The following is a 26,128-nucleotide window of genomic DNA, read 5'->3' as shown; positions in this document are numbered from 1 at the left end:
GGTGACCGCACGTGGTGCCACCTGCGCGTCACCCGGGCCCGAGATCAGTCCTGGTGTGACGCACCAGTGGCAGCAGCAGGGCGAGCTCGCGCGGCAAGGCCGACCGGCGCCTGTGGCCCGCGGGTGGCGGCGCCCCGCAGGCGGCGCCGTAGCCCGAGCGCGGGCTTCTCGACGCAGATCCAGGAGGCGTATGCGGCCGGGACCGCGATGGCGAAGGTCACTGCGGTGTATGCCGCCCAGCCAAGCCGGGCGGCCCCCACGAGGTAGAGCGTGGTCTGGATCGGCCAGCTGAGGATGTACAGCCCGTAGGAGAGGTCCAGCTCGCGCGTGAATCCCGGCCGAGCGACGCAGCCGGCGGCCAGGACGAGGTACGCCAGGGGCAGCGGCGCGAGCTCGTTGGTGGCGTGGGCCAGGCCGGCGACGCACAGTGCGGCCAGGGAGACCGCTGCAAGGGGAGCGCGAACGGTGATGCGGTCTCGCAGCGTCCACGCGAGAGCCCCTGCGGTGAAGAAGCCCAACAGGTGCAGGAAGTCCAGCAGACCGCCGGCCGACAGTCGATGCGCCGCCTCGAGAAGGTGCGGCGTCACCGTGACGGCCACGAGTGCAGCCGAGCTGAACAGCACGGCGCGGCGTCGCACGACCGCCGAGGTCAGGGCCAGACCGGCGACCGTGTAGCAGAGCATCTCGGGGCTCAACGTCCAGAGGGGAGCGTTCCAGGCCTCAGGGTGGGCCGCTCGGGTGAGGGCGTCGCCGAAGCCGAACTGCAGCGGGGCCACGAGGTTGACCAGGACGAACGACAGGGCTGCCGAACCGTCGAACCGGGTGCCGGTGCTGAAGGCAGCGACGGGGGCGAACACCCCAGCCACCGCCACGAGCGACAGCCAGTAGCCGGGATAGATGCGCAGCATCCGCGAGACGACGAACGTTTTCGCGCCAAGCCGGTCCCGGGACGCACAGATGAGATAGCCCGAGATCGCGAAGAAGCCCGCGACCGCCCATGACCCCAGCCCGCGTCCGCCGATCATCGGGTCAGGCCCGAAACCACCGACCGGCCTGGTGTGCGACAGGACCACGGTGCCGGCGAGCAGCAGCCGCACCAGGTTCAGCGCGTTGTCTCGCCCGCGCAGGCCTTCCCCCAAGGTCATCCGGCAGAACCTACTGATACCGGGCAAAGCGCAGCACGAAGTCGTGAGCAAACCGACCGAACGGCTGAGGAGGAAGGTCCCGGAACTGGGGTCAGGCCTCGGGGGAGGCGTCGCCGCCGCGGACGGCGTGGACCACGTGCATGACGGCCACGACGACCGCGCCCACGATGAGACCGAGGATCGCGGAGCCGACCGTGTTGGTGAGCCAGCCGAACACGCCACCGAGCGCACCGGTCGCCTCGTGGACCGACTCCTCGGCGTGGTGCACCCATGAGTACGGCGCGTGCAGCCCCAGGTCGTCGAGCCCGACCAGGATGATGTGGCCGCCAACCCAGATCATCGCCGCGACGCCGACGACCGAAAGGGTCGTGAGCAGCCGCGGCATGGCGGCCACGAGTCCCCGGCCGATGGTGCGGGTGAAGCCGGACTCGCGACCCGAGAGGTGGAGCCCGACGTCGTCCATCTTCACGATCAGGGCCACGACGCCGTAGACGAGGATCGTGATCGCGAAGGCGACGACGACGAGGATGATCGCCCGGCTGAGGAACGGCTCGTCGGCGACCTCGTTGAGCGAGATGACCATGATCTCGGCCGACAGGATGAAGTCCGTGCGGATCGCCCCGCTGGTGATGTCGTCCTCGCTGGCGACCTCGCCGCGCTCGTGCGCCGCATCGGCCTCGGTCTCACCGTGGCCGGCCAACCGCTCCCAGATCTTCTCGACCCCCTCGTAGCAGAGGAAGGTGCCGCCGATCATGAGCAGCGGCGTGAGGGCCACCGGGAAGAACTGGCTGAGCAGCATCGCCGCGGGCAGGATGAACAGCAGCTTGTTGCGCAGCGAGCCGATCGCGATCTTCTTGATGATCGGCAGCTCGCGGGTGGGGGACAGGCCCTCGACGTAGCGCGGGGTCACGGCGGTGTCGTCGACGATCACGCCGGCCGCCTTGACGCTGGCCCGGCTCGCCGCGGCACCCACGTCGTCGACGGAGGCTGCTGCCGCCTTCGCCAGCACCGCGATGTCGTCGAGCAGCGCGAACAGCCCGCCACTCATCGCCGCGACCTGGGTGGTCGTGCGGGCAGGGCGGAAGGTATGGGTGCGGCCACCCGGGGAGCCTACCGGCGGCCGACCTCAGGCGCGGTCGTCGTCCGGCCCGTCGTCCGCCTCGTCGTTCTCATCGTCGTTCTCATCGTCGTTCTCATCGTCGTCTGCCAGGGTCACGTCCGCCTGGTCCATGCTGTTGGGCACCGGCTGACCACCGGGGTCGACCTGGTAGTCGCCCTTGACCTCGTCCCAGGCCTCGACCTTCTCCTCGTCGACCTCGAGCTCGACGGTGTCGGGCTCGTCCGTCGTGGGCTGCTCGACGTCCGCGTCGGCGATCTCTCCGGGGACCCCGCTGCTGGGCTCGCTCATGGTGCTCCGTCCGTCGTTGGTGCCTCCTTCCTAGTGCCCGACCGGGGCACGCGCACCCTGAGTCCCAGGAGCACCTCGAGCCACGCTGAGGGGCCTCGGCGCCCGACTCCGGTAGAGTGGGCCCCCGCCGGCGTGGGTGATACCCCGCTCCAACGATGTGCGCCCAGATGGGCTACGCCGGGTCCGCAAACCAGCAAGTCAACTTCAGGAGTATTTCCATGTCCTTTGACTACAAGGTTGCCGACCTGAGCCTCGCCGAGGCTGGCCGTCACCAGATCCGCCTGGCCGAGCACGAGATGCCCGGCCTGATGAGCCTGCGCGAGGAGTTCGGGGCGGCCCAGCCGCTCAAGGGCGCCCGCATCGCCGGTTCGCTGCACATGACCGTGCAGACCGCCGTGCTCATCGAGACGCTGACCGCGCTCGGTGCCGAGGTCCGCTGGGCCTCCTGCAACATCTACTCGACCCAGGACGAGGCCGCTGCCGCGGTCGTCGTCGGGCTGCACGGTTCTCCCGAGGACCCGCAGGGTGTCCCCGTGTTCGCCTGGAAGGGCGAGACGCTCACCGAGTACTGGGACTGCACCGAGCAGATCCTCACCTGGCCCGGTGGCCAGGGCGCCAACATGATCCTCGACGACGGTGGCGACGCCACGATGCTCGTCCACAACGGTCGCGCCTGGGAGCAGGCCGGTCAGGTGCCCCCCACCGACGAGGCCGACTCCGAGGAGGTCGGGGTCTTCAAGGAGCTCGTCCGCAAGACCCTCAAGGCCGACCCCACCAAGTGGACCAAGGTCTCCGAGGAGATCAAGGGCGTCACCGAGGAGACCACGACCGGCGTCCACCGCCTCTACGAGCTCGCCACCACCGGTGACCTGCTCTTCCCGGCGATCAACGTCAACGACTCGGTCACCAAGTCCAAGTTCGACAACAAGTACGGCTGCCGCCACTCGGTGCTCGACGGCCTCAACCGCGCCACCGACGTCCTCATCGGCGGCAAGGTCGCCGTCGTCGCCGGCTTCGGCGACGTGGGCAAGGGCTGCGCCTCGGCGCTGGCCGGCCAGGGCGCTCGCGTGATCGTCACCGAGATCGACCCGATCTGCGCGCTGCAGGCGGCGATGGAGGGCTACCAGGTCGCCCGCCTCGAGGACGTCGTCGGCAGCGCCGACATCTTCGTCACCACCACCGGCAACTTCAACATCATCACCGCCGAGCACATGACGCAGATGAAGAACAAGGCGATCGTGTCCAACATCGGTCACTTCGACAACGAGATCGACATGGCCGGCCTGGCCAAGGTCGCCGTCACCAAGACCGAGATCAAGCCGCAGGTCCACGAGTGGACCTTCGAGAGCGGCAACTCGATCATCGTGCTCTCCGAGGGTCGCCTGATGAACCTCGGCAACGCCACCGGCCACCCGAGCTTCGTGATGTCGAACTCCTTCGCGAACCAGACGATCGCCCAGATCGAGCTGTTCACGAAGAACGACGACTACGACAAGCAGGTCTACGTGCTGCCGAAGCACCTCGACGAGAAGGTCGCCCGGCTGCACCTCGACGCCCTCGGCGCCGAGCTCACCGAGCTGACCAAGGAGCAGGCCGCCTACATCGGCGTCGACGTGGCCGGCCCGTACAAGCCGGAGCACTACCGCTACTGAGGCGCCGACCTCACCGGCGCCTCGGCGCCACCACGCACCAGCTGGTATGCCGTCCGCTCACCGTGAGCGGGCGGCATACCCGTCTCCGGGGGCGCCGGCACGACGTCCTCCGCACGGCTCCAGGCGGCCAGGAGGAGGGCGCCGGCGCACACGAGGTAGTAGTTGAGGAACGCCTGCTTGGACAGCAGGAAGGTCACCCCGAGGCAGAGGCCGAGGGCGAGGCTGAACGTGGCGACCCCCGGCCGCAGGGTCTTCGCGAGGACCACGGCCACGGCGCAGCCCATGACGAGGGACACCGGGCCGGCCCACGTGGGGTCGGTCCAGCCGAACACCTCCGCCAGCTCGGCGACGATGCTCGTGGAGTCGGGTCTGAACGGCTGCTGGAACTGCAGTGCCACGACGCTGCTCCACCACGCCGCGGGACCCCAGGCGATGAAGGGCAGGGTCACCGCGGCGCCGGCCCCGACACAGGCCAACACCCGGGCTCGCGTGGCATACGGCCGCAGGAGCCACAGGCAGGGGAGGGCGACGAGGAAGTACTGCTTCGAGACGAGGAGCAGCCCCAGGGCGACCGCGGCCACCATCCAGCGCCCGCGCGTCCCGGCCAGCACGACCACGGTCAGCAGGGCCACGACGACGGGCTCGACCCAGGCGCCGGCGTAGAGGCTCGGGAGGCCCGGGAGGCACAGGAGCAGCACGGCGGCCCGGCGACCGCTCGTGGAGCGCGACCGCCACAACAGCCACCCGCCCACGGCGGTCACGGCGATGATCGACGAGAACCGCACGTCACCCAGGAGGTAGCCAGGGAGCGCCGTGAGGAGCACCAGCGGGGGATAGGGGAAGCCGAACGCCAAGCGCCCGTCCTGCACGATGCCGGGGCCGTAGACCAGTGCGGTGTCCCGTGGGCTGTAGATGTTGGGGAAGTCGATGGAGTAGGGGTTGGTGCCGTGCAGGAGCGCATGGGCTCCGTCGGTGAGGAAGATGTGGACGTCGATGTGGGGCTCGTCCTGGGCGACCAACCACACCGCCAGCCCCGCGACCAGCACAGGGAGGACGACCCCGGCGGTGCGGGCGACGACAAACCGGTGGGGCAGCGTGGCGAGCACGGCCACCGCGACGAACGCCGGTGTCAGCAGGGAGAGTCCGACCGTGGACAGCAGCTGGACCCCTGCGAGGGCGGACGCCGCGATCAGGCCGAGTGGGAACCATGCGTCAGAGCTCTCCGGGCGGCTCGGGTCGCGCAGGCTGGCGTAGGCCAGGCCGATGCCTCCGAGGACAGCCAGCAGGGCGACGACCCGCAAGCCCGCGAAGGGCGTGCTGACGAAGACCGCGAACAGGACCAGCGCCGCGGCCCCCTGGCCCTGGCTGCTCCCGAGACGTGAGCTCAGGTCACGCACTGAGCTGGGCGGAGAGGGCCGTCGTCGTGGCGAGCCGGTGCTGCGCGTGCGGCCGGCTCGTCGCCGTGACCAGGATCTGGTAGGAGAACAGCCGGGGCGCCACCCGGATCAGCGCGCTGTTCACGCGCGTGAGCAGGGAAGCCAGCGGTCCGTGGCCGATCGCCTTGGCGTAGGGAGCCGGGATGCCGACCATCTCCTGCACGTCCCAGCCGGCGTGGTGCAGCGCCGTGCGGATCGTGCGGAAGGTGAACAGGCGGGTGTGGGTGCGATCGAGGATGCCGGTCTCGCCGTAGTTGAACTGACCCATCGCGAGCATCAGGCGGGACACCGCAAAGGCGATGTTCGGGGTCGTCAGGACGAGCTCGCGTCGCCGGCTGCCGAGCGAGAACCGCAGGTCCTCGAGGAACCGCTCGGGGTCGGCGAGGTGCTCGATGACGTCGAGCAGGAGCACCTGGTCGTAGTCGTCGAGCGGCAGCTCGAGGGGCTGGTTGAGGTCGACCACGTGGGTGGCCACCCGGGGGTCGATGACGGTGGAGCGGTGCAGGTCGGCAGTGGTCACCTCGGCACCCTTGTCCGCCAGGGCGCTCGCGAACGCGCCGGGACCGGCGCCCAGGTCGATCACCCTGCTGCCCGGGTTGACGCGGGCCAGGACCTCGGTGTGGCTGCTGCGCTCGTGGAGCTTGACGTCGTAGCGGTCGATGGAGCCGGCATCGACGGGGGAGAGGTCCCGGCGATGCATGAGGCCCATCCGGTGGAACAGCGCCGTCACGCTGGCGCGGGTGACCTGGCCCGCGTAGCGGATCCCGTCGACCCGGCAGATCTCGTCGCCGTAGTAGGTCGGGATGGGCAGCTCCACGACCGTCGCGTCGGCCCCCAGCAGCTGGAGGATGATCTTGGTGTCGAAGCTGAAGTCGTCGGGGTTGGTCTCGAACCGCAGCCGACGCAGGATGTCCACCGTGTAGAGCCGGAAGCCGCTGTGCCACTCGGAGAGGTCGGCGCCGGCGAGGCGGTTCTGGACGGTCGTGAGGATGCGGTTGCCCACGAACTTGTAGAGCGGCATACCGCCCTTGCGGGCCGCGCCGGGCGTCAGCATGCGGCTGCCCATCACGGCGTCGGCCGCGCCGTCGCGCAGTGGCGCGAGGAGGCGGGGCAGCTCCTCGGGGGCGTACTGGCCGTCGCCGTGCACGAGCGCCACGAGGTCGAAGCCGTGGGTCATCGCGTAGAAGTAGCCGAGCTTCTGGTTGCCGCCGTAGCCCTGGTTCTCCGCGTTGCGGAGCACGGTGAGGGGCAGGTCCGGACGGCTCTGGCGGTAGGCCAGGCCGGTCGAGAACGTCTCGTCGGACGAGGCGTCGTCGATGACCAGCACCTCGCAGTCGTAGTCGTCGAGGACCGTCTGCGGGATGCGGTCGAGCACCGACCGCAGGGTGGTCTCGGCGTTGTAGGCGACGATGAGGATCAGCGTGCGGGGGCGGGTGACCTGCATGCGACTACTGACTACCTGGTGAGCTTGACGCCGCGGGCGCCCCAGTCGCACGACGTGTCGCCGATGGCGCACTGCGGGGTCCCGCTGCCGCCGGAGACCTGCAACCGAACCGCGCGCAGCAGGAGGTAGTTGTCCTGGTTGCCGCCGGTGGCTGCCGTCAGGTTGCTGGGGTTGTAGAGACCACCACACTCGCCGTCCATCGGGATCGCGGCGCTGTTCTGGTTGTTGTTGGTGCCGAAGTGGTAACCGCAGACGATGACGCCGACGAGCGCCTGCACGGGGTAGATGGCGTTGTTGCCGCCGGCGTTGACGACAGCCGCCTGGTCGCACGGGCTGGGAGTGCCACAGAAGACGGGGAGCAGGATCCGCCGGCGGTCCTGGACGAGGGAGGTCCAGGCGTTGAGGATCGGTGTGCCCCCGAGGTTTCCGGTGTTGGCGCCGAGGCAGCTGCTCGACTTCACCGGGCAGCTGTTGTTGAGGTAGGTGCGCAGCGCCGAGCCGGTGCGGGGGGCCTGGTTGGGCACGATGTTGATCGGCGAGGTGCAGCCGTTCAGTGTCGCCTCGCCGAGGTAGGTGTTGCTGTTGCTCGGAGCCTCCGGGCAGTCGACCGACCACCAGTTGCCGCTCGAGGATGCCCCCGGGCACAGCGAGTTGCCGGTCGACGGCAGGTCCATCTGGAACACCGGGGAGGGGAAGGTGGTGACGGACGGCAGGATCGACCCGCACAGGGCGTAGGGGCGCACGCCGATCCCATCCGGTGGCACGAAGACCTCTGCCGTGGCGCTCTTCGCGGTGTCGTAGTCGTTGCCCTGGCCGAAGATTCCGCCGAGCGCCCGCGCCGTCGACCCGGCCGAGCTGTAGGTGACCTCGATGCCATAGCCGTCGGCGGCGCAGGCGACCGCGGTGATCGAGCCGGTGCTGCCGGCCCGGTTTTGCGTGCGGTAGGCAGCCACGTCAGCCTGGATCTGGGCGCGCGCCGCGGTGTCCGCGGAGATCGTCGAGCAGTTGCCGTTGAGCTGCCCGAACTTGGCGGCGGCGGCGAGGGCGGCGGAGTCTGAGGCCGTCTGGAGCTGGCGCGTGCTGACGTAGGACATCCCGAAGTCGACGGTGAAGGCGCCGATGCCGACGAGCACCACCATGAGGAGGGCCACGGTCACGGCGACGGCGCCGCGCTCCTCGCCGCTCCCGTTGCCGCGCCGGGAACGTGCGCGAGTCACTGGGTTTCGCATCGGAAGGCCCCAATCGATGAAAGGTTGAAGGATGGCTGGAAGAAGGGCAGCGACAACGTGGAGGTGTAGCGCACCCGGACATAGGCGTTGTCGCCGGTGCTGCTGAGGTTGCAGACGCGCGAGGTCACGCCGCTGTCACCGGTGCAGGTCCCGGTCCAGTCCGTCGCGAAGACGTTGGCGGGGGTGGTGGTCCCCTTCTTGATCTCCACGCGGACGTTGTTGGTGGTCACGAAGAGGGTGTTGGAGTTGAGCTTCGCCTCCTGGATGAGCGACGTCCCGGCGTTGCCGGTCCCTCCGCCCGTGCCGCAGTAGGCCAGGTCGACGACGGCGTTGCGGGCCGTCTGACGGGCGGCGTTGCCGAGGGCCATCTGCTGGGCGAGGACGACGCCGAAACCCACGATCGAGCTGATGAGGAGCACGAGGATCGGCATCACGAGGGCGAACTCGACAGCCGCAGCCCCGCCCTCAGGCCGGCCGCTGCGGATGGGTCGCTTCAGTGCCATGCGTGCTGCTCTCCCTGCTCGTCACACACCCCACCGGCGTGCTGCCATGCACATCCTCGGGGGAGCGCCCACTGTCCTGAATCGTCCAAACGGCTGAGTCCACGCTGGTGGGATGCTCCCAGCGCGCGGCGGGCGGGCAGGTCCGGACGTTCGGACGGGTCGTACCCTGACCGAACGGCTGATGACACCGCTTCCCCGTGCGGGGCGCACCCGTGTGTGATGATTCAGGAGGGAACTTCACTCACTGCAGAAAGAGGGTAGGCGCAGGTGAACGGTCGCGTGCTCATCGTCGACGACGATCTGGCGCTGGCGGAGATGCTCGGCATCGTCCTGCGCAACGAAGGACTCGAGGTCGCGCACGTCGCCGACGGCGCGGGGGCGCTCGGCGCGTTCCGCGACCACCGTCCCGACCTGGTCCTCCTCGACGTCATGCTGCCCGGCCTCGACGGCATGGAGGTGTGCCGGCGGATCAGGGCCGAGTCCGGCGTGCCGATCGTCATGCTCACCGCCCGCACCGACACGGTCGACGTCGTCGTCGGCCTCGAGTCCGGTGCGGACGACTACGTCGTCAAGCCGTTCAAGCCGCAGGAGCTCATCGCCCGCATCCGCGCCCGGCTCCGTCGGGGTGACGAGCCCGAGCCGGAGCGCCTGGAGATCGGCGACCTCGTCATCGACGTCGCCGGCCACTCGGTCAAGCGCGAGGGCGACTCCCTGTCGCTGACCCCACTGGAGTTCGACCTCCTGGTCGCACTGGCCCGCAAGCCGTGGCAGGTGTTCACCCGCGAGGTGCTGCTCGAGCAGGTCTGGGGCTACCGCCACGCGGGCGACACCCGACTGGTCAACGTTCACGTCCAGCGGCTGCGTTCGAAGATCGAGCACGACCCCGAGCACCCCGAGATCGTCGTCACGGTCCGCGGCGTCGGTTACAAGGCGGGCCCGAGCTAGCCATGTCCGAGTCGGCCGGTCCGAGGCCTGGTCGGACGCCGACGCCGCGGTTCTCCGACCACCGCGCCCAGGGCGCGCGTGCCGTCCGGTCGTTCCTCGGCCGGGCTCGTCGGTATGCCGCGCGGTGGGCCCGCAAGGCTGCCCACGTCTGGAGGGCCTCGCTGCAGTTCCGCGTGGTGACGACGACCATGCTGCTGGGGCTGGTCGTCGTCCTGATGCTCGGCTCCTACCTGTTCTCCTCGATCTCTGACGGGCTCGAGCAGGATCGCATCGAGTCGGCGCAGACCGAGACCTCCCGGTTGACGACCGAGGTGCAGGCCACCTTCGACGAGAGCGACCGCACCAGCAGCGAGGCCGACCTCAACGTGCTGGCCAGGCTCGCCATCAAGAGCGCCGCTTCGGCCGGTGGCGACAACGAGCGCTATCTCGTGCTGACCCGGGGCCTCGAGAACACCTCGAACACCACCATCGGGACCACCACCAGTGGCGAGATCGGCCTGACCGTCGTACCCCTCGCCCTGCGTGAGGCGGTCCGGGACGATCCCCGACGCCAGCAGGTGATGCTGATCGGCATCACCGACCCGCAGACGGACAACACCGTCCCTGCGGTCATCGTGGGCTCCCAGGTCGAGCCGCCGCTGGCCGGCCGCTACGACATGTATGTCGTGTTCCCGATGCAGCGGGAGCAGGCGACCCTCGACCTCATCACCCGCACCTTCCTCATCGGTGGCCTGGCCCTCGTCTTCCTCGTCGGGGTGATCGCCTGGGTGGTGACCCGTCAGGTCGTCAGCCCGGTGCGCCGCGCCGCGGTCGTCGCCGAGCGGCTCGCCTCCGGACGGCTCAACGAACGCATGCGGGCCCGCGGCGAGGACGACCTGGCCCGGCTGGCCAAGTCGTTCAACGAGATGGCCGACAGCCTCCAGGCCCAGATCCGCCAGCTCGAGGGGCTCTCGCGCGTCCAGCAGCGCTTCGTGTCCGACGTGTCCCACGAGCTGCGCACCCCCCTGACGACCATCCGGATGGCCGCCGACCTGATCCACGACTCGCGGACCGGCTTCGACCCCGCGGTGTCCCGGTCGGCCGAGCTGCTCCACAACGAGCTCGACCGGTTCGAGGAGCTGCTCGCCGACCTGCTCGAGATCAGTCGCTTCGACGCCGGCGCCGCCGCGCTGGACTCGGAGGTCACCGACCTGCGGGCCACGGTGGCCCGCGCCGTGCACTCCGCCCAGCCGATCGCCGACCGCTGGGGCAGCACCGTCACGGTGACCTCGGACGGACCGTGCGACGCCGAGATGGACGCCCGCCGCGTCGAGCGCATCCTGCGCAACCTCGTGGTCAACGCGCTCGAGCACGGTGAGGGCCGCCCCGTCGAGATCGCCATCGCCGTCAACGAGACGGCCGCGGCCGTCACCGTGCGCGACCACGGCGTCGGGCTGCGACCGGGCGAGGGCGCCCTGGTGTTCAACCGGTTCTGGCGGGCCGACCCGGCCAGGGCCCGCACCACCGGTGGCACCGGCCTGGGCCTCGCGATCTCCCTGGAGGACGCTCGACTGCATGACGGCTGGCTGCAGGCGTGGGGCGAGCCCGGCGAAGGCTCGTGCTTCCGACTGACCCTGCCGCGCCGAGCCGGCGTGCCGATCGTCGAGGCGCCGCTCCCGCTGCGCCCCGAGGACCTCGCCGCACCCGTCGCAGCGCCTCGCGTCCTCGCGAGCCCCGCCGTCCAGAACGGTGCCGCGCACGAGGCGGCGAGCACGCGGCATACCCCCACCGCTCCGGGGCGTCCCCGATGAGGCGCCGGTATGCCGCGGCGCTGGCCGCGGGCGCCGTCCTCGCCGTCACCGCGTGTGGCGGGCTGTCCACCAGCTCGGCGATCCAGCCCGGCCTCGAGGTCGGGTCGGTGCAGGAGAACGAGGTGCGGGTGGAGGTCAACCCCGTGGCGCCGGGCTCCTCGCCGCAGCAGGTGGTGCAGGGCTTCATCCGCGCCGCAGCGGCCAGTGACGACTCGTACCAGGTGGCCCGGTCGTATCTCGCGAGCGGACCGCAGAGCAGCTGGCGGCCCGACTCCTCGGTGGTCGTCTTCGGGTCCGACTCGGAGGTGACCTACAAGCCCAGCAACGACGACACCGTGACCGCCGTCGCCAAGGCCACCGCCCGCATCGACGGCGCCGGGCGATACCAGGAGCTGCCGCCGCGGTCGACCGTGCAGGTGACGTTCCGGCTCGAGCGCGCCGGTGGCGAGTGGCGGATCAGCCAGCTGCCCGACAACTTCGGCACGTGGCTCAGCCAGGCCGACCTCGACCGGCTCTACGACCCGTTCCGGATCTACTACGTGTCGGCCGGCGACCACCGGCTCGTCCCTGACATCCGCTGGCTGCCCCTCGGCACCGGCTTGGCGACCCGGCTGGCGCGCTCGCTGCTGGCGGGGGTGCCCGACTACCTCCAGGGAGCGGTGCGCACCGACATCCCGGCCGGCACCCGGCTCGCGGTCGACGCCGTCACCGTCGCCTCGGGCACGGCCAAGGTGGACCTCTCGGCCACCAAGCTCGGCAACGACCCCGGCCAGCGGCAGAACCTCGGCGCCCAGTTCCTCGCCACCGTCACCCAGGCCCCGGGCGTGGAACGGGTGGCCCTCCAGCTCGAGGGTGCCGACCTGCAGATGCCGAACGGCGACAGCACGGTCGACAGCCTGTCCCTCCTCGGGTTCGCCACGCCGTCGGACCCCGTGGTCAAGCCGGTGCTGCGGGTGGGCAGCGCGCTGGTGGCAGTCGACCCGGACGACGTCGGCGACAACGGGCAGCGCGTCCCACCACCCCAGGCCGCGGCCTTCCCGACCGTGCAACCGGGGTGGGCCTACCTCGCGATGTCGCGCACCGGCCGGGAGATCGCAGCGGTGGGGGGCGACCGCGCCCAGCTGATCCGCTGGCGGGGGGCCACCCAGGTCCAGCTCACCGCTCCCGGCACCATGCTGACCCACCCGACCTACGACCGCGAGGACGTCCTGTGGGTGGCGGGTCGGAGCAACGGCGCCACCAGGATCTGGGCCGTGAGCGCGGCGGCCGACCCGGGCGACGCGGCCAAGTCCACCCCGCAGACGGTCTCGGCCCCCTGGTTGAGCGGGCGCACCGTGGTCAGCCTGCGGCTCTCGCCCGACGGGCAGCGGATCGCGGTCGTGACCACCGACCGCGACGGCACCAGCCCGCGGGTCGACGTCGCGGGAGTCGTGCGGCAGCCCAACGGTCTCCCGGCCTCGCTGTCCTCTCCGCTCCGGCTGGCCCCGACCCTGACGCTGGCCCGCGACCTGGTCTGGGTCGACGACGCCACCGTCGCCGTCCTCGCCCGGCTGACGGCCAGCCAGGTGATCCGGCCCTGGCTGGTGCCGCTGGGCGGACCGATCGCGGCCGGGCCGGAGATCGCCGGAGCGCGGACGATCACGACGGTCAACGGGGAGCGCGGACTCGTCGTGACGACCGACGACCACGAGGTGCTGATCCGCGCTGGCAGCCGCTGGCAGCGCGTGGGCGAGGGGACCGACCTGCTGGTCGCCGCCCGCTGAGCCCGACCCAGGGCTCGTCCGCTGGGCTCGTCCGCTGGGCTCGTCCGCCCTGGGGTCAGCCCGAACTGGCGGGCGCGCGCAGCAGCGTGTACTCGCCACCGGTCGCGACGGTCGCCCAGCCCAATCGGTCCTGCAGGGCCGCACCCAGGGCCGAGTCCGTACGCAGCACGGCGTAGGACGCCCGGGTCGTCGTCAGCAGGTCTTGCCAGCCCGGCTCGACCCGTTCGGTCCGGCGGTAGGCGGCGAGGTGCTCGGGCGAGTACAGCTCGACCCGCAGGTCGACGACCGGTGTGAGTGCGGGGTGCCGCCACAGGAGCCACCCGCTCAGGCCGAAGTCGTCCAGCACCACCGTGCCGGCCGGTAGCTCGGCCAGTGCCGCGTCGACCGCGCCCACCTTGCCGGGGAACTGTTGTGCGGTGGCGCCCGCTGACCCCGCCGCCAGTGCGGTGGCGAGGGCCAGCGCACCTGCCCACGACGACAGCACGGCACGGCGTTCTCGCCTCGACCATCCTTCGCGGGCCCGACCGACCAGGGGCTGGAGCGCTGCCGCGAGCAGGGGTGCCGCCAGGATGGCGCCGAGGGGCACCAGACGCCACATGACGAGGGTGAGGGCCAGTGACAACGTCAGCTGGGCCGTCTCCCACCCGCGCGGGCGGTGTCGGGTCAGCAGCCAGGCGAGCGCCGTGGCGACCCCCATGCCCAACGCCGCCAGGGCGAAGATGTTGTTGACCGGCGTCGCCCGCCACTCCTCGGCCAACCCGGCAGCGTTGGCTGCCACGTCGAACGGGGTCAGCAGCAGGGCCGGGCCCAGTGGCGTCAGCGCCACCGCCGCCGCGCAGGCGGCCACCAGGCCGGCCAGCTGGAGGGAACGGCGACGGTCGGGTCGCGTCGTGGCGTCGAGGACGATGGCACCCACGAACACCCCACTCACGAGGAGGCCGAAGGTCCACAGCCCGTGGCTGCACCCCCAGAGCCAGAACACCGGGATCAGCCACCAGCGCGGACGGCCGTCGCGCACCGTCCGTGACCAGGCGAGCACGACCACGGCGAAGCAGATGAAGCTCACCAGCTGGGGACGTGGGTTGAGCCCGGCCCCGCAGCCCAGTACACCGACTGCCGCGGCAGCGGAGGAGGCGAGCCGCCCCGCCGACTGACGGGCCGTGACGTAGAGCAGCACGACCAGCGAGAGGCTGGCCAGGGACCGCAGCCAGACCACCGCCCCCATCCCGGTGAGGTCCACGAGCCACGCGGCGACGGCCTCCGGCAGCCACTGGGTGGCGGTGTACGGGTGCGCGGCGAACGCCGCCCACGGGTCGGTGCCGCGGAGCTGGTGGGTGTCGAGGACGTGCTGGCCGACGCGAAGGTGCCACCAGGTGTCCACCTCGGCGAACCGGCCGGTGCCGAACCCGAAGCCGATGAGGAGGGCCACGGCATACCCGACCATGCCCAGGGTGCGGGAGAACGACCGGGTCACGGCGCCACCAACAGGACGAAGCCCCGGTCACTGGCGCGCTCGGTCCAGTCGGACTCCTCCAGCAGCGCGCCGGTCAGGGGAGAGGACTCGAGCAGGAGGGCAGCCCGCGGTTGCGTCTTCGCGACGAAGGACTTCCAGCCGGGCTCGGCCGCCCGTGCGTCGATGTAGTCACGCACGTGCTCGGGGGAGTACGACTCGATCCGCAGGTCGAACACCGGTCGTAGCTGGGGCGCCGTGTAGAGCATCCAGCCGGTCACGTCGCCCTCGGCGATGACGCGGGTGCCCGCCGGCAGCGCGTCGAGCGACGCCTGCAGGCCCGTGGGCACGTAGGCCGGCTGATGGCGTGCCGCGCTCGCGGACAGGGGTAGGGCGAGCAGCGCGGCCACCACCACCCCCGCCAGCAGGGTCCAACGCTCACTGCGGGGCGTGGGCCGTTCGCGGTCGAGCGAACCCCAGCGCACTGTGCCGGCCGCGGCCACCATCGGCGCGAGGACCAGGGCCGCAACGGGGACCGTGCGCTGCATCGAGAGCGTCAACGCGATCGACAGCAGGAGAAGAAGGACCTCCCAGGGCGAGGGACGATCGGGCTGGAACAGCCAGAGAGCCGTCAGCACCGCGCCGAGCCCCAGGGCGACGGCCACGTGGGGATCGCGCGCCGAGGACGGCAGCCACTCCTCGACGAACTGTCGTCCGTTCGATCCAGCCGCGAACGGCGTCACCATGATCCTGGGGCCCAGGGGAGTGAGGGCCGTGGCAGCCAGGCTCGCCACCCACACGCCCACCATCCGCCGGTGTCCCGCCCGCGCCCAGGGCGAGGCGATCACGCACACCGCACCCACGGCGAGACCGAGCGACCAGATCCCGTGGGTACAGGCCAGCAACCAGCTCAGGGGCACCAGGGACCACCGGGCTCGCCCGTCGCGCGCACTGGCCTGCCACAGCGCCACGACGGGGGCCAGGAGGACGAACCCGAGCAGCTGGGGGCGCTCGGTCAGCGCAGGCCAGGCGGCCACCATCACCGCCGCGGTGACGACCAGCGAGATCCGCAGGTCCGCCAGTGCCCGGACGGCGAGGTAGACCACGGCGAACACCGCGACGATGCCGAGGTCCCTCGCCCAGACCACTGCTCCGATCCCGAAGCGGTCGGTCAGGTCGGAGACCACGACGGAGGGCAGCCACTGGGTGGGCACATAGGCATGTGTGGCGAAGGGCCCCCACGGGTCGGGGAGCCCGAAGTGGCCGCCCTGTCGCAGGAACTGCCCCACCCGCAGGTGCAACCAGGGGCTGGGGTCGCCGACCGGGCGGGTCAACGCGAGGGGGGCCAGGGCCACGGCCACCGCAGGCAGCAGGTACGCCCAGCCGCGGAGAAGCTGGGTTCGCCTGGGCATGGCCTCATTCTTCGCAGGTTGCCCATAGTGGTGCACGCAGGCGCACCGGTATCGGCTGTACGGGGGAGCCGGTCCAGTCGAAAGTGCCGGTCGGGTTTGTCGGGTCGGGTGATTAACGCGGCCCGCACCGAATGAGACCGTTGCCTAACGCAACCGTCTCGGGTTGCCCGACACGTCGAAAGGGCTCGCCATGCACAACTTCGTCGCCAAGCTGAACACCACGCTCGTCTCCCGTGAGAAGGGTGCGACCGCCGTCGAGTACGGCCTCATGGTCGCCCTGATCGCCATCGTCATCATCGTCGCCGTGGCGCTCCTCGGCACCAACCTCAGCACCCTGTTCAACAACACCGCGACCAGCATCTGACTCCTCGGCGCGACCGCCCGCACCGGTCGCCCAGCCGAGCACGTGATCGGTCGCCTCCAACGGGACCAGGACGCACCCAGCGTGTGTCCCCACAGGAGGCGGCCGATTCTCATGTCCCGGCCCCGCTAGGTCCCTGGACCAGCTGATTCACGCCCGCAGCAGGCCGGTCCGTGCTCAGCGGCCCAGTGCCCTACGCGAGTGTCCCCGTGTCAGGTATCGGCCGTTCGGGGGAGAGGGTGGAGTCGAAGGTGCCGGTTGGGGATGGCACGACGGACGATTACCCGCCGTCCTCGAAACTGCGAGTCTTCTCACCGCGGGGCACACGGCCACCGCGCCCGTTGGTCTCGAAAGGACTACTCAAATGCACAAGTTCGTCGCCAAGCTGAACACCAAGCTCGTCTCCTCCGAGAAGGGTGCAACCGCCGTGGAGTACGGCCTCATGGTTGCCCTCATCGCCATCGTCATCATCGTCGCCGTTGCGCTGCTCGGCACGAACCTCAGCACGCTGTTCCACAACACCGCTACCAGCATCTGACGCACTACCCCAAGAAACCGACGGGCCACATTTCAGCCCGCCGAACCCAGGAGGAAGCATGACTGCACGACTCGCTCGTATCGCGCCCTTCGGCCGGTCCGCCGCGGGAGTGCGGCTGCGCTCCTCCGACAGCTGGCTGAACCGTGGTCGCCCCGGAGTCCACCGGGGCGACCACGGAGCCACCGCTGTCGAGTACGGCCTGATGGTTGGACTCATCGCCATCGTGATCGTGGTCTCCGTCGTGGCCTTCGGGCACAACGTGAGTGACCTTTACAACGTGCCGTCGAGCATCTTCAACCCGTAGGACGCGCCCCCAGCCGGCGCGTCCTCCATCGTCTGACCTCAAGCAAGGGAATCACATCGTGGGACGCAGAATCGTCGCCATCTTCGCGGCCGCCGTCGTGGCACTGCTCGGCGTGGTCGCCGTGCTGATGTATGCCAAGGGTGCAGACGACAGGGCCATCGCCGCGCAGGACCCCTCGTCCGTGTATGTGGTCAAGTCCGTCGTCCCCGCCGGGACGACCCTGAAGGACTCGGTCCAGAGCGGACTGATCATCAAGACCTCGGTCGCCTCGAAGGGCGTCCCCCTCGGCGCACTCCAGGGCGTGACCGGTTCGAATGGTGGGCTCTACGCCCTCTCGGACATCCAGCCCGGCGAGTACGTGCTCTCAGACCGCTTCGGCACCAAGCCGGTCGGCCAGAAGGCCATCGACGTGCCGGCCGGTCAGGTCGCGGTGTCCATCGCCCTGGCGGACCCCGCCCGCGTCGGCACCTTCCTCACCCCCGGGTCGAAGGTCGTCCTGTTCGACACCTACACCCCCACCGAGTCGGCCGTGAAGAGCGGCGCTGACTCCACCAAGCTGAGCCAGCAGACCCGCGTCCTCCTGGACGACGTCCTCGTGATCGCCATGGGCGAGGTCTCGCTCACGCCGACCCAGGCCCCCACCAGCGGGGAGGACTCGGCTGACTCCGCCCCGGTCCGGGGTGCGCTCATGACCGTCGCGGTGTCGCCGGCCGATGCGACTCGCCTGGTGCACGGCATCCAGACCGGCAACCTGTATGCCGCGCTGCGTGGCACGGACCCCAAGATCGACCTCGGCAAGGTCATCTCCGAAGCCACCCTCTTCTCCGCCAAGTAGGAGTGCGTCATGACCCTCCTGTGGGACGCCGACCCGGGCGCCACCGAGCGCTATGACTTCGCTGTAGGTGCCATCAGTCGCTTCGAGACCCAGGCCACCATGGTCCGGGCGCTCGAGGACAACCCGACCGAGACGCTGGTCCTCATCGGTCCGGACGTCGACATGGATGCCGCCTGCCAGTTCGCCGAGCTCTGCCGCGTGGAGCGCCCCGAGCTCGGGGTGATCCTCCTGCGCCGGCGCATCGACGTGGCCGTGCTGGGTCAGTCCCTTCGTGCCGGCATCCGGGAGGTCATCACCTCTGATGACGTGACCGGTCTGGCCGATGCGGCGCGACGCAGCCGCGACCTCTCGACCCGGGTGCACGGGCACTCCGGAGAGTCCGCCGGCGCCAAGACCGCCCGTGTCGTCACGGTGTTCTCGGCCAAGGGCGGCGTGGGCAAGACGACCTTCGCGACGAACCTCAGTGCCTACCTGGCGTCGACCGGTTCGCGGGTGCTGCTGATCGACCTCGACCTCGCCTTCGGCGACGTCGGCATCAGCCTGCAGATGCTTCCCCAGAACTCGATCATCGACCTGGTGAGCATGGCCGGCAACATCGACGAGCAGGCCATCAAGGCCGTCGTCACCAAGCACGACAGCGGTCTCGAGGCGATCAGCGCTCCGGCCGAGCCGAGTGACGCGGACCGGGTGCCCGGCACCACCGTCGCCGAGCTCGTCCGGGTGGCCAAGCGCCACTACGACTACGTCATCCTCGACACCCCGCCGGCCTTCACCTCGCACGTCCTGGCGGCCTTCGACGACAGCGACCTGCTGATCCTCATCGCCACCCTCGACATCCCCGCGGTGAAGAACCTGCGCCTCACGCTCGACACCCTCGACCTGCTCGGCAACAAGAAGGAGTCACGCCTTGTCGTGCTCAACCGCTCCGACGCGAAGGTCGGACTCCGACCGGAGGACGTCGTCGCGGCCATCAAGCAGGACATCGCCGTGATGGTGCCGAACAGCACCGCCGTGCCGGCCTCGGTCAACCGGGGCGTGCCGATCATCCTCGACGAGCCCAAGCACGCGGTGAGCGTGGCCCTGCGCGACCTCGCCGACCGCTTCATCCGTGTCTCGGACACCCCGTCGGGTGCGTCCGACGCGCCTGCGTCGTCACAGCAGTCCCCCAAGGCCAGCCGCTGGTCCCTGTCGCGTGGAGGTAACCGATGAGCCTGGCCGACCGGCTCGAAAGCGTTCGTCGCAGCCAGGCGTCGGCGGTCGAGGCCAGCAGCGCCGCGCCTTCGGCCAACGAGCGGCCGCGCCTGATCGACCCCTTCGCCACCGTGAAGGCGAGTGTCCACCAGGCGCTGATGGACTCGCTGGGTCCGCAGCTCTACGACCCCCACCTCGACCAGAACGAGCTCGAGCAGAAGGTGCGCCACACCCTGCAGGAGGTCATCGACCACGAGGACACGCCCCTCTCGCTCGCCGACCGCACGCGGATCTCCCAGGAGGTCTCGGACGAGATCCTCGGTCACGGCCCGCTGGAGCCCCTGCTCCGCGACAGTGAGATCACCGAGATCATGGTGAACGGGCCTGACCAGATCTACGTCGAGCGCGCCGGCAAGCTGTACTCCGTCGACACCCACTTCGCCTCGGACGCCCACCTCCGTCGCACGATCGACAAGATCGTGGGTCGCGTGGGCCGGCGCGTGGACGAGGCGAGCCCGCTCGTGGACGCCCGTCTCCCTGACGGATCGCGTGTCAACGCGGTCATCCCGCCGATCGCCCTCGACGGGTCGCTGCTCACCATCCGTAAGTTCGCGACCGACCCGTTCACGGACAAGGACCTCATCGCCTTCGGCACCTTCACCCCGCAGGTCCGCGACTTCCTGTCGGCCTGCGTCCGTGGTCGCCGCAACATCATCATCTCCGGTGGTACCGGTTCGGGTAAGACGACCCTGCTCAACGTGGTGTCGTCCTTCATCCCCGCTGACGAGCGCATCGTCACGATCGAGGACGCCGCGGAGCTCCAGCTCCACCAGGACCACGTGCTGCGGCTGGAGTCACGCCCCTCCAACATCGAGGGTCGTGGCGAGATCGCCATTCGTGAGCTCGTGAAGAACTCCCTGCGTATGCGCCCCGACCGCATCGTCGTCGGTGAGTGCCGTGACGGCGCCGCCCTCGACATGCTCCAGGCCATGAACACCGGCCACGACGGCTCGCTCACGACCGTGCACGCCAACAGCCCGCGCGACAGCCTGTCCCGTCTCGAGACCATGGTGCTCATGGCCGGCGTGGACCTGCCCGTGCGAGCCATCCGCGAGCAGGTTGCCGGCGCCGTCGACATGGTCATCCAGCAGGCCCGCATGAAGGACGGCTCGCGTCGCGTCACCGCGATCAGCGAGGTGATCGGCATGGAGGGCGAGATCATCACCATGCAGGACCTGTTCACCTTCGACTACAGCGCCGGTCGTGACGAGCAGGGTCGCTTCCGCGGCGCGCTCAAGAGCAACGGGCTCCGTCCCAAGTTCGCCGACGACCTGCACGACCAGGGCATCGAGCTGCCGGCGGACCTCTTCATCAAGGGGTTCTGATGGTGCGTGGTACTCCGCGCGCCCTCCGCGCGCTCCTCACCGCGGGACTGGTCGGGCTCCTCGCCGCAGTCCCCGCGGTGGCCGCGGACGGCTCGGTCACGGTGACCGGGATCGAGGTCAAGTCCGGCAACCTGATCGGCCTCATCTCCTCGACGTCCGGGTCGGACATCGACCCCTCGCTCGACGTGACGGTGGCCGGCAAGACCTACCCGGTCGACGCGATCACCAGCGGCTCCGGCTCGCCGGTGGCACGGACGGCGATCATCGTCGTCGACACCAGCGGCTCCATGGGGGCGTCGGGGATGGCCACCGTGCGCTCGGCCGTCGCGGCGTTCCTCAAGAGCGTCCCGGAGGACGTGCGCATCGGTGTCGTCTCGTTCTCCGGCAAGGCCACGCTCAACCTGGCGCCGACGAGTGAGCAGGGCAAGGTGCAGACGGCCGTCAACGGCCTGACCGCCAGCGGTGAGACCGCGCTGTACGACGGGGTCAACCTTGCCGTCAAGACGCTCGGCACCAAGGGCGAGCGCAGCCTCCTGGTGCTCAGCGACGGTGGTGACACCGCGAGCAGCGCCACCCAGGCTTCCACCGTGGCGGCCCTGAAGAGTGCGAAGGTCCGCGCCGAAGCCGTCTCGTTCAAGTCCACCGACAGCAACGTGAGCGTCCTCCAGAGCTTCGCCAAGGCGGGCGGCGGCAGCGTCGTCTCCGCGGCCAACGCGGGCAGCGTGCAGAACGCCTTCACCTCGGCCGCCAAGACCCTCGCCTCACAGCTCAGCTTCTCCATGCCCCTCCCGGTCGGTGTCGGTGGCGCCCAGAACATCAAGATCTCCGGCAAGTCCAACGGCCAGCCGTTCGCGACGACCGCCCTGGTGGACTTCGGCGCGGGCGTGGCGGCACCGACGAAGGCGGGTTCCGACAACCGCCCGGTCGTCGGCCCCACCGAGGACCTCGTCAAGGCGGCACCCACGGCCACGGTCCTGCCGATCCTGGGCGTCTCCCCGATCCTGGGCGTCGCGATCGGCGCGGTCTTCCTGGCCCTGATGGTGCTGGTCATCTCGTTGGCGAGCTCGTCCTTCAAGTCCGGCCGCCGCACCCGGGTCGAGAACATCGACCGCTACGTCGCGGCCGGCACCGCTGCACTCGGCAAGGCCAAGTCGCGTCCGAACGTCATGTCCGAGAACCTCGTGTTCCTCGGCGAGCGGATGATGGAGGGCCGCAGCTCGACCAGCAAGACGATGGCCCACATCCAGCGTGCCGACCTGCCCCTGCGGGCGGGTGAGTGGTGGGTGCTGCGCATCGTGGCCGTGGTCGGCACGGTGGCCGCCTCGATGGTCTTCTTCCGTGGCGGACTCCTGGTGACCCTAGCGGCCGCGGTCGGCGGACTCGTCGTGGGCGTCTTCGGGCCGGCCTTCGTCCTGCGCTTCCTCTCCAACCGTCGGGGCAAGAAGTTCGACGGCCAGCTGCCCGACGTGCTCACCCTGGTGGCCAGCAGCCTGAGCACCGGCTTCTCGCTGCCCCAGGCCCTCGACGCGGTGGCCAAGGACGCCGCGGACCCGTCGGCCAAGGAGTTCGCCCGGGCGCTGGCCGAGACCCGCATCGGCTCGGACATCGCCGACTCACTGGAGCGGATGTCCGACCGCATGGACAGTGACAACATGCGGTGGACCTCGATGGCCATCCGGATCCAGCGGGAGGTCGGTGGCAACCTGGCCGAGACGCTGCGCACGACGGCCAAGACGCTCCGTGAGCGCGAGGAGCTCCGTCGGCACGTCAGGGCGCTGTCCGCGGAGGGCAGGCTCTCCGCCTACATCCTCGTGGCCCTCCCGATCGGCATCTTCTTCTACACGATGAAGACCAACCGGTCCTACATCGAGCTCCTCTGGACTCGACCGCTCGGCATCGGCATGATCATCGGCGGTCTCATTTCGCTCGGCATCGGCATGGCCTGGATGCGCAAAGTCGTGGATGTGAAGGTCTAATGGGAACAATTCTGCTGGTCATCGCGCTGGTCGCCATCGGCGGAGCCCTGGGCACCCTGGTGCTCGCCACGGGGCTCGGCGCTGGTCAGGCGACCGGGGTCGCCCGGTCGCTCGACCTCATCGAGCGGACCATCGACAAGCGGGAGGTGGGCAAGTCCGACCTCCCCGCCATGGAGCGCATCGTCGCCCCCATGCTCAACCAGACGCGGGCCCTCGCGCAGCGCCTGTCGCCCACCGGGGCCAACGACCGCATCGTGCGTCGGCTCAACCTGGCAGGCAACCCCGGCGCCTGGACGGTCGAGCGGGTGATGGGTGCCAAGGGCGTCGGTCTCCTCGTGGGCGCGGTCCTCGGGTTCACGCTGGGTGGCCAGGTCAGCGTGCGCGGCCTCGTCATCTGCGCCGCCGCTGCAGGGGCAGGGTTCTTCCTGCCCGACCTGCTGCTCATGAACACCGGCCAGAAGCGCCAGGAAGAGCTGCAGCGCGGTCTCGCCGACGCCCTCGACATGCTCACCGTCTGTGTCGAGGCCGGTCAGGGCTTCGACGCGGCGCTGCTGCAGGTCGCCCGCTCCACCACCGGGCCGATCTCGGGTGAGTTCGCCCGTGTGCTGTCGGAGATCCAGATCGGCAAGACCCGAGGCGCGGCCTTCTCCTCACTGGCCGCCCGCACCACGGTCTCCGAGGCCAAGACCTTCGTGAGCGCCCTGGTCCAGGCCGACCGGCTCGGTCTGCCCATCGGCAACGTGCTGCGCGAGCAGTCCAACCAGATGCGTCTGGTGCGCCGTCAGCGCGCCGAGGAGAAGGCGATGAAGGTGCCGGTGAAGATCCTCTTCCCGATGCTCCTGTTCATCTTCCCCGCCCTGTTCATCGTCATCATCGGACCCGGCGCGATCCGCATCGCCGACACCTTCGGCAACATGTGAGCTGACGCCACCAGCCCGGACGACAGAAAGACCCCGCCGATCGGCGGGGTCCTTCTGTGTGCGGTGCGGCCACGGCATACCGCGGTCGCGTGGGTATGCCGCGTGGTCCGGTCAGTGGCGGGCGTGGCCCACCGACTCGGCCTTCACGAGCCCGAGGCGCAGGGCCGACATCACGGCGGAGGCGCGGTTGTGGGCGCCGAGCTTCTCGTAGACCTTGGAGACATGGGTCTTCACGGTCGACTCGCTCATGTAGAGCTTCTTGGCGACGGCCGCGATGGAGTCACCCGCGACGAGGCGGTCGAGCACCTCGGCCTCACGGGGGGTGAGCCGGGGCTTGTCGCTCGAGTCACGGCGACGCAGTGCCTCGGCGAGCCCGGTCGCCATGAAGGCGTCGGGCGCGACGGCGGCCCGACGGACCGCCGCGATGACCTCGTCGGAGGGGGCCGACTTCAGGACCAGGGCCGACGCGCCCAGGTCGAGCGCCTCCAGCAGGGTCTCGTCGTCGTTGTGCATGGTCAGGACCACGATGCCGAGCCGGGGCGAGGCCTCGCGTGCGGCGCGGGCCAGCACGAGGCCGGAGCCGTCAGGCATCGACACGTCGACGACGAGCACGTGGATAAGGTTCTGGGCGAGGACGGTGCGCCCTTCGGCGATCCCGCCGGCCTGGCCGACGACGGCGAGGTCGGGCTCGCTGTCGATCATGCGGCAGACGGCTTCGCGGACGAGGGTGTGGTCGTCGATCACCACGACGTTGATGGTCATGAGGGCTGGGGGATCCTTTCGTTGGACAGCGTTGCTGAGGGAGCGGCGCCACGGGCACGCATGCGCATGCGAAGGGCGACGCCTTCAACGCCGAAGGGTTCGATGGTGATCTCCCCGCCGAGACCGAGCAGGGGGTGGTCGCCGAAGTCGCGTTCGGTGAGGGCGCTGGTGCCGTCGTGGGCCATCCACAGCTCCACCCTCGGGGCTGCGACGTTGAGGCGCACCTCGACGGTCTCGGCGTTCAGGGAGTGCCGGGCGTCGGCGAGCATTCGCAGGAACAGTCGGTAGATCAGGACCTCGGTGTGGGCCGGCAGCCGGAACCCGGTCTCGCTGAGGTGCATGCGGGTGGTCACCCCGGACGAGGAACCGAAGTTCTGGAGCCGGGCGCCGATCATCGCGCCGAGCCCGGTGTCGGGGCGCACGGCGATCCGCAGATCGGCGATGTGCAGCCGCAGGTCACCCAGGACCCGCGACACGTCGACGCGCAGGGCGTCCAGCTCGTCGGCGATGGGGGAGTCGGCGCCACGGGCCTTGCGCCGCACGGCGTCGATGCCGAAGCCGAGCGCGACCATCTCCTGGGCGATCCCGTCGTGCATCTCCCGGGCCAGCCGCTCACGCTCCTCGAGCCCGGCGCGCTCGCGCAGGCCGGCGAAGAGCACGGAGAGGTCGATGTTGGCGGCGTGTCGGTCGGCCACGCCCTGGGCCGCCACGAGGTCCTCCTCGCGGAACGGCGTGACCAGGGGCCGGTCGGCGACGAGGAGGCCGAGGCGGTCGCCCTTGTCGTCGTTGAGGGGCACGACGATCACCGAGCGGGCGACGAGGTCGTCCTTCCACTCCGCGAGCGTCGCCTCGCCGCGGCGCCAGGTCCACGCGAGGACCGAGTCCTGCTCCATGGGGTCGGGCCAGGGCGTGCGGTCGGCGCCACGGATCGCGAGCGGCACCGCCGGGTTGTCGCCGTAGCCGACGAGGATCGCGCTGCGCGCCGAGCGCATCTGGTTGCTGAGGTCCTGGAGCGCCATCTCGGCCGACCCGGGCGCGTCGAAGCCGGTGTCGAGGGTGTCGGCGAGCTCGTGCAGCCGGCGCAGCAGCAGGCTCGCCTCGGCGGCCACGTTGGCGTCGGGGACGACCTCCTCCGGCTCGAGCTCACGAGACCAGGCCCCGAGCAGCCCGAAGAGCACGGCCAACAGTGACGCGAGGGTGATCAGCTGGGACTCCGGCGGCGTCAACCGGTTGAGCCACCACGAGGTGGCGAGGGCGACGACCAGGCCCACCAGCGGGGCGGAGAAGGCTCCGGTGCGGGCGAACCGCGATCCTGCGTGGTAGGCCGGGATGAGGATGAGGAGCTTGGACCAGGAGCCCTCGCTGCCCATGCCGATCCCTGCGGAGACGACGCCCACGACCAGCAGCGCGATGAGCTGGGTGTGGCGGAACGCGCCCTGGATGACGGTGAGGTAGCCGAGGCTCGCCGCGGCGAGGTCGAGCGTCACCACGAGCAGGATCCACGGCAGGGCCGTGACGAAGCTGTGGTCGATGTAGGCGAACATCGCCGCCACGGCGGCCATCGACAGGCGGAGACGGGTGGACACGGCAAGATGGGGCAGCCAACGCATACACGCCTCCCGTCTCACGTCCCCGGCGCCCAGCAGTTGTCCACAGGCCGAAGCCCAGACTAGTCGTGT

At 70.2% G+C, this 26,128-nt stretch carries 23 protein-coding genes; 12 read left to right on the top strand and 11 right to left on the bottom strand.

Translation table 11 applies throughout. The annotated features are described in order from the left end of the window. Positions 1-44: 44 nt before the first annotated feature. From AC1DWJ_RS15290 to AC1DWJ_RS15280, 3 genes are all read right to left on the bottom strand, one after another. Positions 45-1,145 (bottom strand): acyltransferase family protein, encoded by a 1,101-nt coding sequence (locus tag AC1DWJ_RS15290; RefSeq protein WP_477621233.1) that lies wholly within the window; start codon positions 1,143-1,145, stop codon positions 45-47. A 91-nt stretch (positions 1,146-1,236) separates the two neighbouring features. Next, positions 1,237-2,193 carry a DUF808 domain-containing protein gene (locus AC1DWJ_RS15285; RefSeq protein WP_457252480.1) on the bottom strand — a complete coding sequence of 319 codons (957 nt, stop codon included), beginning with the start codon at positions 2,191-2,193 and terminating at the stop codon, positions 1,237-1,239. 78 nt (positions 2,194-2,271) lie between these two features. After that, positions 2,272-2,553, bottom strand: a complete 282-nt coding sequence (locus tag AC1DWJ_RS15280) for a hypothetical protein (RefSeq protein WP_457252479.1) — start codon at positions 2,551-2,553, stop codon at positions 2,272-2,274. A gap of 218 nt (positions 2,554-2,771) precedes the next feature. On the opposite strand from AC1DWJ_RS15280, the gene ahcY reads away from it, so the two are divergent. After that, on the top strand, positions 2,772-4,205 hold the full coding sequence (gene ahcY / locus AC1DWJ_RS15275) for an adenosylhomocysteinase (protein ID WP_477621232.1): 1,434 nt from the start codon (positions 2,772-2,774) through the stop codon (positions 4,203-4,205). On the opposite strand, the gene AC1DWJ_RS15270 is transcribed toward ahcY, so the two are convergent. From AC1DWJ_RS15270 to AC1DWJ_RS15255, 4 genes are read right to left on the bottom strand one after another with little or no spacing between them, the layout of a single operon-like run. After that, entirely contained in the window at positions 4,199-5,602 is a 1,404-nt protein-coding gene (locus AC1DWJ_RS15270; protein WP_477621231.1) for a hypothetical protein, read from the bottom strand. The two genes, ahcY and AC1DWJ_RS15270, sit on opposite strands and share 7 nt — an antisense overlap. Continuing rightward, positions 5,595-7,085, bottom strand: coding sequence for a glycosyltransferase (locus AC1DWJ_RS15265; protein ID WP_477621230.1), 1,491 nt, complete (start codon positions 7,083-7,085; stop codon positions 5,595-5,597). Before AC1DWJ_RS15265 ends, AC1DWJ_RS15270 begins: the two co-directional genes overlap by 8 nt. An 11-nt stretch (positions 7,086-7,096) precedes the next feature. Continuing rightward, positions 7,097-8,302, bottom strand: a complete 1,206-nt coding sequence (locus AC1DWJ_RS15260; protein ID WP_477621229.1) for a TadE/TadG family type IV pilus assembly protein — start codon at positions 8,300-8,302, stop codon at positions 7,097-7,099. Next, a complete protein-coding gene (locus AC1DWJ_RS15255) occupies positions 8,299-8,817 on the bottom strand; it encodes a TadE/TadG family type IV pilus assembly protein (protein WP_457252474.1) in 519 nt (172 codons plus the stop codon). The genes AC1DWJ_RS15260 and AC1DWJ_RS15255 overlap by 4 nt, the downstream gene beginning before the upstream one ends. A 267-nt stretch (positions 8,818-9,084) precedes the next feature. Between AC1DWJ_RS15255 and mtrA the strand changes: the two genes are divergently transcribed. From mtrA to AC1DWJ_RS15240, 3 genes are read left to right on the top strand one after another with little or no spacing between them, the layout of a single operon-like run. Then, on the top strand, positions 9,085-9,762 hold the full coding sequence (mtrA, locus tag AC1DWJ_RS15250) for an MtrAB system response regulator MtrA (RefSeq protein WP_457252473.1): 678 nt from the start codon (positions 9,085-9,087) through the stop codon (positions 9,760-9,762). A gap of 2 nt (positions 9,763-9,764) precedes the next feature. Further along, on the top strand, positions 9,765-11,552 hold the full coding sequence (gene mtrB, locus AC1DWJ_RS15245) for an MtrAB system histidine kinase MtrB (RefSeq protein ID WP_457252472.1): 1,788 nt from the start codon (positions 9,765-9,767) through the stop codon (positions 11,550-11,552). After that, positions 11,549-13,315 (top strand): LpqB family beta-propeller domain-containing protein, encoded by a 1,767-nt coding sequence (locus AC1DWJ_RS15240; protein WP_457252471.1) that lies wholly within the window; start codon positions 11,549-11,551, stop codon positions 13,313-13,315. Before mtrB ends, AC1DWJ_RS15240 begins: the two co-directional genes overlap by 4 nt. A gap of 55 nt (positions 13,316-13,370) precedes the next feature. Here the strand turns inward: AC1DWJ_RS15240 and AC1DWJ_RS15235 are convergent, their stop codons facing one another. Beyond that, a complete protein-coding gene (locus AC1DWJ_RS15235; RefSeq protein WP_457252470.1) occupies positions 13,371-14,789 on the bottom strand; it encodes a hypothetical protein in 1,419 nt (472 codons plus the stop codon). Then, a complete protein-coding gene (locus AC1DWJ_RS15230; protein ID WP_457252469.1) occupies positions 14,786-16,177 on the bottom strand; it encodes a hypothetical protein in 1,392 nt (463 codons plus the stop codon). The genes AC1DWJ_RS15235 and AC1DWJ_RS15230 overlap by 4 nt, the downstream gene beginning before the upstream one ends. A 190-nt stretch (positions 16,178-16,367) precedes the next feature. Here AC1DWJ_RS15230 and AC1DWJ_RS15225 point away from each other — a divergent pair, with 190 nt between their 5' ends. The 8 genes from AC1DWJ_RS15225 (at position 16,368) to AC1DWJ_RS15190 (ending at position 23,687) form a co-directional block, all read left to right on the top strand. After that, entirely contained in the window at positions 16,368-16,541 is a 174-nt protein-coding gene (locus AC1DWJ_RS15225) for a Flp family type IVb pilin (RefSeq protein WP_457252468.1), read from the top strand. 361 nt (positions 16,542-16,902) lie between these two features. Continuing rightward, positions 16,903-17,076, top strand: a complete 174-nt coding sequence (locus AC1DWJ_RS15220) for a Flp family type IVb pilin (protein ID WP_457252467.1) — start codon at positions 16,903-16,905, stop codon at positions 17,074-17,076. Between the two features lie 58 nt (positions 17,077-17,134). Further along, positions 17,135-17,380 (top strand): Flp family type IVb pilin, encoded by a 246-nt coding sequence (locus AC1DWJ_RS15215; protein WP_056922830.1) that lies wholly within the window; start codon positions 17,135-17,137, stop codon positions 17,378-17,380. 58 nt (positions 17,381-17,438) lie between these two features. Continuing rightward, entirely contained in the window at positions 17,439-18,215 is a 777-nt protein-coding gene (locus AC1DWJ_RS15210; RefSeq protein WP_457252466.1) for an RcpC/CpaB family pilus assembly protein, read from the top strand. Positions 18,216-18,224: 9 nt separating this feature from the next. Then, positions 18,225-19,424 (top strand): CpaE/TadZ family protein, encoded by a 1,200-nt coding sequence (locus tag AC1DWJ_RS15205; RefSeq protein WP_457252465.1) that lies wholly within the window; start codon positions 18,225-18,227, stop codon positions 19,422-19,424. Then, positions 19,421-20,791 carry a TadA family conjugal transfer-associated ATPase gene (locus AC1DWJ_RS15200; RefSeq protein ID WP_457252464.1) on the top strand — a complete coding sequence of 457 codons (1,371 nt, stop codon included), beginning with the start codon at positions 19,421-19,423 and terminating at the stop codon, positions 20,789-20,791. Before AC1DWJ_RS15205 ends, AC1DWJ_RS15200 begins: the two co-directional genes overlap by 4 nt. Beyond that, on the top strand, positions 20,791-22,767 hold the full coding sequence (locus AC1DWJ_RS15195) for a type II secretion system F family protein (RefSeq protein ID WP_457252463.1): 1,977 nt from the start codon (positions 20,791-20,793) through the stop codon (positions 22,765-22,767). Before AC1DWJ_RS15200 ends, AC1DWJ_RS15195 begins: the two co-directional genes overlap by 1 nt. Then, on the top strand, positions 22,767-23,687 hold the full coding sequence (locus AC1DWJ_RS15190) for a type II secretion system F family protein (RefSeq protein WP_457252462.1): 921 nt from the start codon (positions 22,767-22,769) through the stop codon (positions 23,685-23,687). The genes AC1DWJ_RS15195 and AC1DWJ_RS15190 overlap by 1 nt, the downstream gene beginning before the upstream one ends. Positions 23,688-23,798: 111 nt before the next feature. Here AC1DWJ_RS15190 and AC1DWJ_RS15185 read toward each other — a convergent pair whose 3' ends face one another. Further along, positions 23,799-24,449, bottom strand: coding sequence for a response regulator transcription factor (locus tag AC1DWJ_RS15185; protein WP_056922824.1), 651 nt, complete (start codon positions 24,447-24,449; stop codon positions 23,799-23,801). After that, on the bottom strand, positions 24,446-26,035 hold the full coding sequence (locus AC1DWJ_RS15180) for a sensor histidine kinase (protein ID WP_457252461.1): 1,590 nt from the start codon (positions 26,033-26,035) through the stop codon (positions 24,446-24,448). The genes AC1DWJ_RS15185 and AC1DWJ_RS15180 overlap by 4 nt, the downstream gene beginning before the upstream one ends. Positions 26,036-26,128 lie beyond the last annotated feature (93 nt).

The sequence above is a fragment of the Pedococcus sp. P2_D7 genome (assembly GCF_056404295.1).
This window is presented reverse-complemented; position numbering and strand designations above follow the sequence as displayed.